Origin of the sequence: Mesorhizobium sp. M0514 (assembly GCF_040321145.1) — a bacterium.
In the GTDB taxonomy this organism is placed as follows: domain Bacteria; phylum Pseudomonadota; class Alphaproteobacteria; order Rhizobiales; family Rhizobiaceae; genus Mesorhizobium.
In genome coordinates this window covers 1-13522 of sequence record NZ_JAMYQZ010000073.1, presented here as the reverse complement: position 1 = coordinate 13522, position 13522 = coordinate 1, and the positions used below count along the sequence as shown (strand labels likewise).

Here is a 13522-nt window from a genome sequence, read left to right as displayed (position 1 = left end):
CTCGGGGAGAAGGTGGCCGCGCAGCGGCCGGATGAGGGGGCCTTTAGTCCGGCCCGAACCCCGGTGACGTCGCACTGCCATCATCCAGCTTCGACAGCCATTCCACCAATGTCGGCCGATACCGCGTCAGGCCCTTGTAGGTGGCCAGCTCTTCCGGCAAATCCCGGATCACCCGGTGCAGTCGTCTTGCCCATTTCGGCTGTGTCACCAGTTCGTCCATCTTGATGAGATAGCAGCGGATCGGGAAGACGATGCCGTTCGAGCGCGGCAGCCGCCAGAAGCTTTGCAGTTCGACGCGCAGATGCACCTTGTCGCCGACATTTTCGGGCGTCACCGTCGCGCGGTCCGGGCCCCATTTGTGGTAATTCTCCGGGCTGGTGTCGAGGCGCGGGTTGATGGTCATCGTCCAGTTGAGACGCCGCGCCGGCTTGCCCTGCTGGATGTTGGTGAGGAACTTCAGCGCCCTGACGAAAATCCCCTTCTCATGCGCCAGCGGCACCGGCGCGTGCCATTCGAAGAAATTCATGCCGATGTCGAAATCGAGCGACCAGTCGGCCTGGGTGGTGACCATGCCGGCGTCCATCCACAGATTGCCGTCGCGCTGATCGAGGATGCAGAAATCGCCCTGGCTCTGGCGGGTGATGTACTCCATCGGCCCGTAAGGCAGTGTCGAGGTGTCGCCGAAGGTGAAGGTGTCGTCGATGCCGAGCGGTCGGTTGATCCAGCGCCAGCGGTCGCCGTCGCGGGTCAGGGTGAAATGCTCGGGATAGCCAAGTGCCTGTTGCTCCATCAAAAGTTCGAGCAGGTCCCAGCCGGCCAGCGTCATATGCGGCAGCGACTGGCAGCGCAGCGGATCCTCGGCCAGCACCAAAGCGCGGTCCTGCATCTCGGCGACATAGTGCTCGTCGACGTCTATCAGGTTTTCCAGCACGCTGCCCTTAGGACCGACGACATGCGGCTCGATGTTGACCGCGTACATGTAGCTGTCTTCGTGGAACGGAAACGGAAACCGCCTGATGTGCTCCGGGCTGTTGTTGAAGGTGAAATCGTCGCGAAACGTTTCCTTGCGAAAGGTGATGCCCAAGCTCGCCTCCTATCTTTCCAGGACCAGCGACTTGCCTTCGAAGCGCGACACGCACGGCATGATCTTGCAGCCGGAACGGTGGTCTTCCTCACTCAGCCAGTGGTCGTTGTGGATGAACTTGCCGTCATGCGAGATGACGTTGGTCTCGCACTGGCCGCAGACACCGCCGCGGCAGAGATAGGGCGGATCGACGCCGGCGGCCTCGATCGCTTCGAGCAGGCTCTGCTGCTCGCCGACGCGGATGGTCTTGCCGCTGACGGCAAGTGTGACGTCGAACGGCAGGCCGGGCTGGGGTGCCGCGAAATGCTCGTAGTGCACGGTCTCCGCCGGCCAGCCGAGAGCCGCAGCGCGCTCGCGCACCCAGTTGATCATGCCGGTCGGGCCGCAGACATAGAGATGGGTGCCGAGCGGCTGCGAGGACAAGAGACGGTCGAGTTCGATGCGCTCGTCGCGGTCGTCCTGATAGAGCCGGACGCGACGGCCATAGCGCTCCTGCAGCACATCGGCATAGGTGCCGAGCGAGGCGGTGCGGCAGGTGTAGTGCAGCTCGAAATTGCCGCCGGACCCGGCGAGCTGCGCGGTCTGCGCCATGAACGGCGTGATACCGATGCCGCCGGCAAGCATCAGATGCTTCTTGGCCCTGAGGTCGAGCGAGAACAGATTGACGGGGTAGCTGACCACCATCTCCAGGCCGGGGTTGACGCTCCGGTGCATGAACAACGAGCCGCCGCGGCCGACATCGTCGCGGCGCACCGAGATGGTGTATTCGCGGGTGTCGAGCGGCGACCCCATCAGCGAATAGGGATTGAGCCTTGTGCGGTCGGCATCGCGCATCTCGACCACGACATGGGCGCCGCCGGAAAAGGTCGGCAAAAGCTCACCGTCACGGCGGCGGAAATGGAAGCGCGTCACCAGTTCGTTGACCGGGACGACGTCGCTGACGACGACATCGAGCTTGGTGGTGCCGGTGCTCATGGGAAGACCTCCTCGATGGGAGGTATCTCCGAGCGATCCTCGGCATTTATGCAGACGCCCTGGAATGCTGCCAGCCGTCGCGAATAATGATCGCGCACCAGAAGCAGCAGGCCGCAATGCGCGCAGGTGGCCGGCTGCGTCGTCACATTTTCGGTGATGCCTTTGCAATGCACGCACTGCATGCGCCGCGCCAATGAGCCGCGATGCTCGGTCTGCATGGAGGTATGATCGATGCCGGCTTCGAGCGCCACCTGCATGGCCTGGCCGATCAGCCCTTCGGTGCCGGCGAGATAGAGGCGCAGGCCCATATGCGCGTTGGCAAGCGTCTGCTTCAGCCGGGGCAGCAGGCTGGCGAAGGTTGGCGCGACATGAAATTGCGCGGACTTCAGTGCCTCAAGAGCGGCAACGTGCTTGCCGTCGGCCCCGGGAATGAAGACGATTTCGGCGCCGTCGAAGAAGCCGGGGGGCGCCGTCCTTGCCATATCGACGATCGCCAGCGCGCCTTCCGCATCCGCCACGAAAAGATGATGCTTGCCGGGCTGCGGGGACAGGGTTCCGTAAATGGGCCGGCTGATGATCGTTTTGGCTGCCATTCTCTACTTCGTACCTCGAAACCCTCGCTGTCGATTGTGCCTCAGCCTTTCGCCGTGCGCTTGGTTTTTTTGGGATCGTCGAAGGGCAGAGGCTGCGCCGTCGCCCTGATCGAACCGCTCTTGTTGCGGATCTCGAGCCTGGTGTCCTTGACCGCGCAGTCGACGTCGAGGCGGGCGATGCCCATCGATTTCTCGACCAGCGGCGAATACATGGCGCAGGTGACCACGCCCACCTTTTTGCCGTCGCGATAGACCGGCGCGCCCTCATCCGCGGGTTGCTTGCCGTCGAGCAGCACGCCGTAGATCTTGAAGCGCTCCTTGCCCTTGAGGCGGTAATGCTCTTCGGCGCCACGAAAGCCGGTCTTGCCGGGGCTGACAGTGAAGTCGAGGCCGAGCTCCCACAGCGTGTCGCCGGGGCCTTCGTTCTCGAACGGATATTTCTGCGAGTTGTCATAGGGATAAAACAGCAAATAACTTTCGACGCGCAGCATATCGAGCGTGGTGAAGCGGCACGGAATGATGCCGGCGCTCTTGCCCTCGTCGAGGATCCTGTCCCAGATGGTGCCGGCGTCCTGACCGCGGCAGAATATCTCGTAGCCGCGCTCGCCGGTGTAGCCGGTGCGCGAGATCATGACGGGAAAGCCGAACAGCTGCGTCTGCATATGATGGAAATAGTTGAGGTCGCGAATGCCCGGCACATGCTTTGAGAGATAGTCGACCGCGGTCGGCCCCTGCAGCGACAGATCGTGCAGATTGTCGTCGAAGCGCAACGATACGTCGCGGCCGACGGAAGCGCGCTGCAATTCCTCATGGCCGGTGCCGGAGCCGTGCACCACCATCCAGGCGTTCGGCCCGGTGCGGTAGAGGATGCAGTCGTCGGTGAATTTGCCGGCCTCGTTCAGCATGCAGGCATAGGCCGACTTGCCGGGATAGATCTTCTCCACGTCGCGCGTCGTTGCCAGGTCTATGAGGTGTGAGGCGTGCGGCCCGGTGATGTGAACCTTCTTCAGGCCCGACACATCCATCAGCCCGGCCCTGGTGCGGATGGCGGTGTATTCCTCGTCGGCGTCCTTGTCGTAGGTCCAGGCGGTGCCCATGCCGCTCCAGTCTTCGAGCTTCGAGCCTAACGCGCGATGGCGATCCGCCAGGGTCGAAAATCTCCAGGATGCCGTCATGCGCAAATCCTCCGTTCGAAAATTCTATTGTGTTCCCGGCTCCCTGCGCGGAGGCGGGAGCATTTGGTCGAATATTGATCGCAAACGTCCTGATGCCGCAATACCCGCAAGCAAATAATTTCATTGTCAGGCAAAATTCGCGGCTGGGGACAAACGGTTAACCCAACGTAAAATCGGCTTGACAATTGCTGGATTCGGCCCGAATTTATGAAAAAAATTTCACTCTGTTGAAAGAGGGCAGCGGGCGGCCAATTCGGGGTCGGGCGCTGGAAAAGGGGAAACCGATGTCAGACCTGCAGCAGCGCATCGAAGCGCTGTACCGTTCCGACCTGCGCGGGTCCGCGCTCCTGATCATCTGCCTTTGGGCGACGATCCTCTTCGTGCTCGTCATGACATGGCCCTACATCCCGGACACCGGGATCAAGATCGTCGTCGCCATCGCTGCCGCCGCCGTGCTGATCTTCAATACGGCCGCCATCCTGGCGATGGTCAATCACTACAAGGAAGACAAGGACTTCATCTACGGTCTCGACATCAAGAACGCCGACGCGGCCCGCAACCGCAAGTCCTGAAAACAGAACGTCCTGAGGGGTAGAAGTCATGTCGCGCTACACGCCGCCGGAACAAGGCAAGGCCGGGCAGATTTTCGATATCGTGGTCGTCGTGGTCGCCATTTTCGTGGCGCTGTGGCTGCCATTGAAACTCGGCCTGGCGGGTGCGGCGAAATCCATCGACGCGCTCGATGCCAAAACCTGGGAAGCGTTGGGACAGAACCCGACCATGGCCTCGATCTGGGAAAAGCTCGGCTATACGCCGGAGACCGCGCACGACATCATCCAGAACCGCTTCCACTACATCATCGACTGGCCGACGCTGATCATCATGGCGGCGGTGCTGATCGGCTATTTCGTCTTCCTGTTCCGCGCCTCCGACCGCGAGTATCGCGACGTCATCAACGAAAAGTTCGACGACAAGTAAAAGTTTCGAAGACAAAATTTGGGGGACGCACCATGTGGACCGCACTCTCTTACGCATGCTGGGGCATCTCGATCGTGCTCGCGCTGTGGATGCTCTACGACTGGTTCAAGATCGACACGACGTTTTCCGAGGATGTGCTGACCTCCTCGCGCGAAGGCGAACTTGAAGCCGTTTCCGAAAAACACCGGATATAAGTGGGGATCGATCAATGACGATGGCGCTTGAACCGGCAATACACGGCGACAGGGTTTCGCTGCTCAGGGTGCTCGGCCCGGCCCATGTCTGGGCGCTCGGCGTCGGCATCGTGCTGGTCGGCGAATTCACCGGCTGGAATTTCTCGGCCGACAAGGGCGGCGGGCTGGCGGCGCTGATCGTCTGCTGGGTGGTCGGGCTGCTCTATACCTCGGTCGCAATGATCGATTCCGAAGTGACATCGACGGTGGCCGCCGCCGGCGGCCAGTATGCGCAAGCCAAGCACATTGTCGGGCCGCTGATGGCCTTCAACGTCGCGCTGTTCCTGGTCTTTGCCTACACCATGCTGGAGGTTTCGGATGCCATCCTGCTCGGCCAAACAATCGTCGCCAAGGCCGGCATCCCAGGGATGAGCTACAACTCCTTCATCGCCGCAACCATTGTGGTGCTGGCGTGGCTGAACTACCGCGGCGTGCTGATGACGCTCAACGTCAACTTCGTCATCACCGCGATTGCCTATGTCTCGATCGTCATCCTGTTCTTCTCGGTCAGCCCGTGGACGCAGGGTGCTGTGCTGAAGCTCAACGAGTTGGTCACCCCCGGCAATGCGCTGCCCTATGGCTGGATCGGCGTCATCGCCGCCTTCCAGTTCGGCATCTGGTATTATCTCGGCATCGAAGGCACCACGCAGGCGGCCGAGGAAGTGCGCTCGCCAGCCCGTTCGCTGCCCTACGGCACGATGGCCGGCATGATCACGCTTCTGATCGCCGCCGCGATGACCTGGTACGTCTGCGCCTCGATGATGCCGTGGGAATATCTCGGCATCACCCCCTATCCGCTCTGGGACGCCGGCAAGCTAACCGGCAGCCCACTGCTCGAGAACCTGTTGTTCATCGCCACGCTGCTTGCGGCCATCGCCTCGGCCAATGGCTGTATCAATGATGCGGCCCGCGCATGGTTCTCGCTCGGACGCGACCGCTATCTGCCGACCTGGTTTTCGGCCGTGCATCCGAAATACCGCACACCCTACCGCTCGATCCTGTTCCTGCTGCCGATCGCGCTCGCCTTCGCCTTCATCGCCGACCTCAACCAGGCGATCACCTTCTCGATCCTGTCGGGCGTGCTGCAATACACCTTCATGAGCATCAACATCATGATGTTCCGGAAGAAGTGGCCGCTGGGCACGATCCGCCGCGGCTACACACACCCCTTCCACCCGCTGCCGGCGATCGTGCTGTTTTGCCTGTGCGTGGTGACCTTCTTTGCGATCTTCCTTGGCTTCGGCTCGCAGCTGATCGCCATGGTCGCCTTCTACTTCCTGATCTCGCTGTGGTTCCACTTCTATCGCTACCGCTATGTGCGCCGCGGTGACCAGTTCACCATGCCGTGGCCCAAGCCGCAGGGCTATTGACAGGAGAGGGCCTGCCGGTTTGGGCGGGCATGGCGTGACGAGGTGTCTGACGTGACGACAGCATTGCTGGCCGGGGCGATCGCCCTGGCTCTCGTCCTGCACCTTGCCTGGCATGCGCGCGCCAGCCGCAAAAAGGCCAAGGCTGATCTTGCAGCCGAGGCAGCCAGCATCCGGACCGTCATCACAGATGCCGCTGATGTCTCCGATGGCACAGCCGGCGTTGTCACCTGGGCGGGTTCGTGGAACGGACAGCGCGTGCAGCTGCGCACCATCGTCGACACGCTGGCGACGCGAAAGCTGCCGGCGCGATGGTTGAGTGTCACGATCACAGAGCCGGTTGCGGTGCCGGCGGCCTTCGACATGATGATGCGGCCGGGTTCTCCGACGACCTTCTCCAATTTCGATCATCTTCAGCATACGCTGCCGAAGGCTCCGGGATTTCCGGCTGGAGCCGTGCTGCGAACCGACCTCAGGGCGGCGCGCTTTCCGCAGAACCTGATCGCTAGCCATCTCGACATCTTTGCCGAAGGCCACGCCAAGGAACTCTTGATCACCCCGAACGGCGTGCGCATCGTCTGGCTGCTGGCCGAGGCCGAACGGGCGCGCTACGGCGTGTTCCGGCAGGCTGCATTCGGCGGCACAAGGCTGGATCCGGCGCTGGTCGAGAGGTTGCTCACCTCAGCCTCGGGGCTGCGCGACGCCATCAACAGACAGGAAAGGCAGGTGGCATGAACGCCCCCCTACCCCCACCGGCAAACCCCCATCTCGTGCTCGGCGCCGCAATCGTCTTGCCGGCCAGCGGCCACGTCATTCTGGGCGTGCCTGTGCGCGGCCTGCAATTCCTGTTCTTCATGGTGATCCTCGCCTGGGTGACAGCCAAGATCGCGCCGGCCGACGCCAGCTTCGTCGGCCGCCACGCCGGCGGCTTCCTGATCTATGCGCTGTCGATCCTCGACGCCTACAAAATCGCCCGCATCCGCACCGCTACATGGGTTCACAGCGCCCGCGACGGCAGCGATAGTGCACCAAGCGGCATCGAACCGCATACGTAACTACAGGAATATTTTTTTCATATGATTGAATTCGCACGACGCATTCGATACATCATCGTCTAGTGGTAACGCCGGGAGGCTGACATGTGTGGAATCGTCGGACTTTTTCTGAAAGACAAGTCGCTTGAGCCGCAGCTCGGCTCGATGCTGTCGCAGATGCTGATATCGCTCAGCGATCGCGGCCCCGACAGCGCCGGCATCGCCATCTATGGCGCGCCTTCCAGGAATGAAGCCAAGATCACCATCCAGTCGGCGAAGCCCGAGCGCGATTTCCGCGGCCTCGACGCCGAACTCGCCAAGGCCATTGGCGCGCCGGTGAGCATAGCGGTGAAGTCGACGCATGCGGTGCTCAGGACCGCGCCCGACAAGGTCGATGCCGCGCGCGAAGCGCTGCAGTCAATCTGCCCCGACGTGCGCATCATGGGCGCCGGCGAAGCGGTGGAAATCTACAAGGAAGTCGGTCTGCCGGAAGCGGTCGTCGACCGCTTCGACGTCCGCTCGATGACCGGCACGCATGGCATCGGCCATACCCGCATGGCGACGGAATCGGCCGTCACAACGATGGGCGCGCATCCGTTCTCGACCGGCGCCGACCAGTGCCTGGTGCACAATGGCTCACTGTCCAACCACAATAATATGCGGCGTGAGCTGGTGCGGGAGGGCATGAAATTCGAGACCGAGAACGACACCGAGGTCGCCGCCGCCTATCTCTCGTCGCAGATGGCGCATGGCAAGAACCTCGGCGAGGCGCTGGAAGGCACGCTGTCCGACCTCGACGGCTTCTTCACCTTCGTCGTCGGCACCAAGAACGGTTTCGGCGTGGTGCGCGATCCGATCGCCTGCAAGCCCGCCGTCATGGCCGAGACCGATCAGTATGTCGCCTTCGGCTCGGAATATCGCGCGCTGACCAAACTGCCCGGCATAGACAATGCGAGGGTCTGGGAACCGGAACCCGCAACCGTCTATTTCTGGGAGCATTGAGCCCATGCCGGCAACCAAACTTCCGAAGGCGGCGCAAGACCAGGCGTCCCGGGTCTTCGATCTTGATGTGTCGTCGCTGCGCGAGCTCAACCAGGCGCTTCACAATCTGACGCCCGGCTCCAACGAAACGGCGTGGGAAGTGCTGCACCCGAAGGGCAGCCATTCGGTTGCCGTCGGCGTCGACCAGCCTGTCAGCATCGATGTGCGCGGCAGCGTCGGCTACTACTGCGCCGGGATGAATGACGGCGCTGCCATCACCGTGCACGGCTCGGCCGGACCTGGCGTCGGCGAAAACATGATGTCGGGCTCGATCGTCATCAAGGGCGACGCCAGCCAGTATGCTGGCGCCACCGGCAAGGGCGGGCTGCTGGTCATCGAAGGCAATGCCTCGTCGCGCTGCGGCATCTCGATGAAAGGCATCGACATCGTCGTGCACGGAAATATCGGCCACATGTCGGCCTTCATGGCGCAGTCCGGCAATCTGGTGGTGTTGGGCGATGCCGGCGATGCGCTCGGCGATTCCATTTACGAGGCGCGGCTGTTCGTGCGCGGCAAGGTCGAGAGCCTCGGCGCCGACTGCATCGCCAAGGAGATGCGGCCCGAGCACATCGAACTGCTGCAGGGCCTGCTCGACCGCGCCGGCGTGACCGGCGTCAAGCCGTCGGAGTTCAAGCGCTACGGCTCGGCGCGCACGCTCTATAATTTCAATATCGACAACGCCGACGCGTATTGAGGCAGCATGACCTACAAGAACCCGCCGACGACGCCGCGCAAATCCGCGACCTTCGACGACTACACACTCTCCGAAATCCGCCGTGCGGCTGCGACCGGCATCTATGACATCAGGGGCGCCGGCGCCAAGCGCAAGCTGCCGCATTTCGACGACCTCTTGTTCCTCGGCGCCTCGATCTCGCGCTATCCACTGGAAGGCTATCGCGAGCGCTGCGACACGTCGGTGGTGCTGGGCTCGCGCTATGCCAAGAAGCCGATCGAGCTGAAAATCCCGATCACCGTTGCCGGCATGAGCTTCGGGTCGCTGTCCGGCCCGGCCAAGGAAGCGCTCGGCCGTGGCGCGACCCTGTCCGGGACGTCGACCACCACCGGCGACGGCGGCATGACCGAGGAAGAGCGCGGGCATTCCAAGCAACTGGTCTACCAGTACCTGCCGTCACGCTACGGCATGAACCCCAGGGATTTGCGCCGTGCCGACGCCATCGAAGTCGTTGTCGGCCAGGGCGCCAAGCCCGGCGGCGGCGGCATGCTGTTGGGACAAAAGATTTCCGACCGCGTCGCCGAAATGCGCACGCTGCCGAAGGGCATCGACCAGCGCTCGGCCTCACGCCATCCCGACTGGACCGGGCCGGACGATCTCGAGATCAAGATCCTCGAGCTGCGCGAGATCACCGACTGGGAAAAGCCGATCTACGTCAAGGTCGGCGGCGCCCGCCCCTATTACGACACAGCACTTGCGGTGAAGGCCGGCGCCGATGTCGTCGTCGTCGACGGCATGCAGGGCGGCACGGCGGCCACCCAGGAAGTATTCATCGAAAATGTCGGCCAGCCGACGCTTGCCTGCATCAGGCCGGCGGTGCAGGCGCTGCAGGATCTCGGCATGCACCGCAAGGTGCAGCTGATCGTGTCGGGCGGCATCCGCAATGGCGCCGACGTCGCCAAGGCGCTGGCGCTCGGCGTCGACGCGGTGTCGATCGGCACGGCAGCGCTCGTCGCGCTCGGCGACAACGACCCGCGCTGGGAGGCGGAGTACAATGCGCTCGGCACCACCGCCGGCGCCTATGACGACTGGCACGAGGGTCGCGACCCCGCGGGCATCACCACGCAGGACCCCGAACTGATGAAGCGGGTTGATCCGGTCGCCGCGGGACGGCGGCTCGCGAACTACCTCAAGGTGATGACGCTGGAGGCGCAGACCATTGCGCGTGCCTGCGGCAAGAACAGCCTGCACAATCTCGAGCCCGAGGATCTCGTAGCCCTCACCATCGAAGCCGCCGCCATGGCCGGCGTGCCGCTGGCCGGCACAAACTGGATACCGGGGAAAAACGGCTTCTAAAAAACACATCAAAATAAGCGAGGAACTATAATGGGGAACGATCTCGCCGCATTCGCCAAAGAGAACGGCGTCAAATATTTCATGATTTCCTACACCGACCTGTTCGGCGGCCAGCGCGCCAAGCTGGTGCCGGCGCAGGCGATCGCCGACATGCAGAAGGACGGCGCCGGCTTCGCCGGTTTCGCCACTTGGCTCGACCTGACGCCGGCGCATCCTGATATGCTGGCGGTGCCGGATCCGGATTCGGTGATCCAGCTGCCGTGGAAGCGCGATGTCGCCTGGGTCGCCGCCAACTGCATCATGGACGACAAGGAAGTCGAGCAGGCGCCACGCAACACGCTGCGCCGGCTGATCGCGGAAGCCGCCACTGACGGCATGCATGTCAAGACCGGCGTCGAGGCTGAGTTCTTCCTGATCTCGCCGGACGGCAGCGTCATCTCCGACAAATACGACACGGCTTCAAAACCCTGCTACGACCAGCAAGCAGTGATGCGCCGCTACGATGTCATCGCCGAGATCTGCGACCACATGCTGGCGCTGGGCTGGAGCCCCTACCAGAACGACCATGAGGACGCCAACGGCCAGTTCGAGATGAACTGGGCCTTCGACGATGTGCTCGCCACCGCCGACAAGCACTCCTTCTTCAAGTTCATGGTCAAGTCGGTGGCCGAGAAACACGGCCTGCGCGCGACCTTCATGCCAAAGCCCTTCCAGGGCCTGACCGGCAATGGCTGCCACGCCCATATTTCGGTGTGGGACAAGGCCGGCAAGGTCAACGTCTTTGCCGATAATGCGATGGAGCTCGGCCTGTCGGCCAAGGGCAAGAATTTCCTCGGCGGCATCATGAAACATGCCTCGGCGCTGGCCGCCATCACCAACCCGACGGTGAACTCCTACAAACGCATCAACGCGCCGCGCACCATTTCGGGCGCCACCTGGGCGCCGAACACGGTGACCTGGACCGGAAACAACCGCACTCACATGGTGCGCGTGCCCGGCCCCGGCCGCTTCGAGCTGCGGTTGCCGGACGGCGCCGCAAACCCTTATCTGCTGCAGGCCGTCATCATTGCCGCCGGTCTCGACGGCATCCGCTCCAAGGCCGATCCCGGCAAGCGCTACGACATCGACATGTACCAGAACGGTCACACTGTGAAGGGCGCGCCGAAGCTGCCGCTCAACCTGCTCGACGCGCTTCGCGAATACGACAAGGACAAATCGCTCAAGGCGGCGCTGGGTGAGGAATTCTCGTCGGCTTACCTAAAGCTGAAGCACCAGGAATGGAATTCCTATGCTTCGCACTTCACGCAATGGGAGCGCGACCACACGTTGGACATATAATCGTCCCAGCTGTGCGAGCGACCTCGGAATGACCTGATGAAATATTCGATCTTCTCGCTCGCCCGTGCTGCCCTTTCCGGCCACAAGTACTGGCAGCGCACCTGGCGCGATGCGGCGCCCAAGGACCACTACGATGTTGTGATCATCGGCGGCGGCGGCCATGGGCTCGCCACCGCCTGGTTCCTCGCCAGCGAGTTCGGCATCAGAAACGTCGCCGTGCTGGAAAAGGGCTGGATCGGCTCCGGCAATGCCGGCCGCAACACCACCATCATCCGTTCCAATTACGGCCTGCCCGGCAATACCGGCTTCTACGAACTTTCGATGAAGCTTTGGGAGCGGATGGAGCAGGACCTCAACTATAACGCCATGGTCAGCCAGCGCGGCGTCCTCAACCTCTATCATTCCGATGCGCAGCGCGACGCTTATGCGCGGCGCGGCAACACCATGCGCATCAATGGCATCGATGCCGAACTGCTCGACCAGGCGGCGCTGAAGAAGATGCTGCCGTTCCTGAATTTCGACCATGCGCGCTTTCCCGTGCAGGGCGGCCTCCTGCAGCGCCGCGGCGGCACCGCGCGGCATGACGCGGTGGTCTGGGGCTATGCCCATGCGGCGAGCGAACTCGGCGTCGACATCATCCAGAACTGCGAGGTCACCGGCTTTGTCCGGGACGGCAACGGCAAGGTGACTGGCGTCGAGACGTCGCGCGGCAAGATCGGCGCCGGCAAGGTCGGCATGGCAGTCGCCGGGTCATCGTCGCGTGTCGCAGCGATGGCGGGCATGCGCCTGCCGATCGAAAGCCATGTGCTGCAAGCTTTCGTCTCGGAGGCGATCAAGCCGCTCATCCCCGGCGTCATGACCTTCGGCGCCGGGCATTTCTATGTCAGCCAGTCGGACAAGGGCGGGCTGGTCTTCGGCGGCGACATCGATGGCTACAATTCCTACGCCCAGCGCGGCAATTTGCCTGTCATGGAAGATGTCTGCGAAGGCGGCATGGCGCTGATCCCGATGATCGGCCGCGTGCGGCTTCTGCGCCAGTGGGGCGGCATCATGGACATGTCGATGGATGGCTCGCCGATCATCGACAAGACACCGGTCGACGGGCTCTACCTCAACGCCGGCTGGTGTTATGGCGGCTTCAAGGCGACGCCCGGTTCCGGCTTCGTCTTTGCCCATCTTCTGGCGCGTGACGAAACGCACAAGGAGGCGGCGCTGTTTCGGCTCGACCGCTTCCAGCGCGGCGCCATGATCGACGAAAAGGGCCAAGGCGCCCAACCGAACCTGCATTGAGGCGGCCGGAACAAGATGCGTATCACCTGTCCTTTCTGCGGCGAACGCGAACTCGGCGAGTTCAGCTATCTCGGCGATGCCAAGCCTGTACGGCCGGCGGCGGATGCCGGCGAAGATGCCGTCTACGACTATGTCTATCTGCGCGACAACATCGCCGGCGTGATGGCAGAGAACTGGTATCACGGCGGTGGCTGCCGGGCCTGGCTGATGGTCACCCGCAACACGCTGACGCACGAGATCTCGGCGGTGGAACCGGCGGCGGGGGCTGGTGCGAGCCAGGTGGAGACATGAGCTATTCTGTCGAGACCACAGCCGTCGCGAAAAGCGCCAGCCCCCTACCTCCCCCTTGTGGGGAGGTCGGACCGCAGGTCCGGGTGGGGGTCGG

16 protein-coding genes are annotated in these 13522 nt (G+C 62.9%); 12 read left to right on the top strand and 4 right to left on the bottom strand.

Features of this window, described 5'->3' with window-relative positions; all coding sequences use genetic code 11:
• Positions 1-43 precede the first annotated feature (43 nt).
• Genes NKI61_RS24625 through NKI61_RS24610 form a run of 4 tightly spaced genes read right to left on the bottom strand, consistent with a single transcriptional unit; the run spans position 44 to position 3827 of the window.
• Positions 44-1084, bottom strand: a complete 1041-nt coding sequence (locus NKI61_RS24625) for a heme-dependent oxidative N-demethylase family protein (RefSeq protein WP_023692150.1) — start codon at positions 1082-1084, stop codon at positions 44-46.
• A gap of 9 nt (positions 1085-1093) precedes the next feature.
• Positions 1094-2059 (bottom strand): PDR/VanB family oxidoreductase, encoded by a 966-nt coding sequence (locus tag NKI61_RS24620; RefSeq protein WP_352841320.1) that lies wholly within the window; start codon positions 2057-2059, stop codon positions 1094-1096.
• Complete coding sequence (locus NKI61_RS24615; protein WP_023668542.1) at positions 2056-2652, bottom strand: dimethylamine monooxygenase subunit DmmA family protein; 597 nt, start codon at positions 2650-2652, stop codon at positions 2056-2058. The genes NKI61_RS24620 and NKI61_RS24615 overlap by 4 nt, the downstream gene beginning before the upstream one ends.
• Positions 2653-2693: 41 nt before the next feature.
• A complete protein-coding gene (locus NKI61_RS24610) occupies positions 2694-3827 on the bottom strand; it encodes an aminomethyl transferase family protein (RefSeq protein ID WP_023684428.1) in 1134 nt (377 codons plus the stop codon).
• Positions 3828-4111: 284 nt separating this feature from the next.
• On the opposite strand from NKI61_RS24610, the gene NKI61_RS24605 reads away from it, so the two are divergent.
• From NKI61_RS24605 to NKI61_RS24550, 12 genes are all read left to right on the top strand, one after another.
• Complete coding sequence (locus NKI61_RS24605; RefSeq protein ID WP_023668544.1) at positions 4112-4399, top strand: hypothetical protein; 288 nt, start codon at positions 4112-4114, stop codon at positions 4397-4399.
• A 28-nt stretch (positions 4400-4427) separates the two neighbouring features.
• Entirely contained in the window at positions 4428-4805 is a 378-nt protein-coding gene (locus NKI61_RS24600; protein WP_023668545.1) for a hypothetical protein, read from the top strand.
• A gap of 32 nt (positions 4806-4837) precedes the next feature.
• Positions 4838-4999, top strand: a complete 162-nt coding sequence (locus tag NKI61_RS24595) for a hypothetical protein (RefSeq protein ID WP_352841318.1) — start codon at positions 4838-4840, stop codon at positions 4997-4999.
• Between the two features lie 14 nt (positions 5000-5013).
• Positions 5014-6408 carry an APC family permease gene (locus NKI61_RS24590; protein WP_352841315.1) on the top strand — a complete coding sequence of 465 codons (1395 nt, stop codon included), beginning with the start codon at positions 5014-5016 and terminating at the stop codon, positions 6406-6408.
• Between the two features lie 42 nt (positions 6409-6450).
• A complete protein-coding gene (locus NKI61_RS24585; RefSeq protein WP_352841312.1) occupies positions 6451-7140 on the top strand; it encodes a hypothetical protein in 690 nt (229 codons plus the stop codon).
• On the top strand, positions 7137-7460 hold the full coding sequence (locus tag NKI61_RS24580; RefSeq protein ID WP_352841309.1) for a hypothetical protein: 324 nt from the start codon (positions 7137-7139) through the stop codon (positions 7458-7460). The genes NKI61_RS24585 and NKI61_RS24580 overlap by 4 nt, the downstream gene beginning before the upstream one ends.
• An 84-nt stretch (positions 7461-7544) precedes the next feature.
• The gene (locus NKI61_RS24575) at positions 7545-8441 is read left to right on the top strand and encodes a class II glutamine amidotransferase (protein ID WP_352841306.1); all 897 of its coding nucleotides are present in this window, start codon (positions 7545-7547) and stop codon (positions 8439-8441) included.
• A gap of 4 nt (positions 8442-8445) precedes the next feature.
• Complete coding sequence (locus tag NKI61_RS24570) at positions 8446-9174, top strand: GltB/FmdC/FwdC-like GXGXG domain-containing protein (RefSeq protein ID WP_352841304.1); 729 nt, start codon at positions 8446-8448, stop codon at positions 9172-9174.
• Positions 9175-9180: 6 nt separating this feature from the next.
• Positions 9181-10509 carry an FMN-binding glutamate synthase family protein gene (locus NKI61_RS24565; RefSeq protein ID WP_023668552.1) on the top strand — a complete coding sequence of 443 codons (1329 nt, stop codon included), beginning with the start codon at positions 9181-9183 and terminating at the stop codon, positions 10507-10509.
• Positions 10510-10539: 30 nt separating this feature from the next.
• A complete protein-coding gene (glnT, locus tag NKI61_RS24560) occupies positions 10540-11847 on the top strand; it encodes a type III glutamate--ammonia ligase (protein WP_023696631.1) in 1308 nt (435 codons plus the stop codon).
• A gap of 36 nt (positions 11848-11883) precedes the next feature.
• Positions 11884-13137, top strand: coding sequence for a sarcosine oxidase subunit beta family protein (locus tag NKI61_RS24555; RefSeq protein ID WP_352841301.1), 1254 nt, complete (start codon positions 11884-11886; stop codon positions 13135-13137).
• 15 nt (positions 13138-13152) lie between these two features.
• The gene (locus NKI61_RS24550) at positions 13153-13428 is read left to right on the top strand and encodes a sarcosine oxidase subunit delta (protein ID WP_352841298.1); all 276 of its coding nucleotides are present in this window, start codon (positions 13153-13155) and stop codon (positions 13426-13428) included.
• Positions 13429-13522 lie beyond the last annotated feature (94 nt).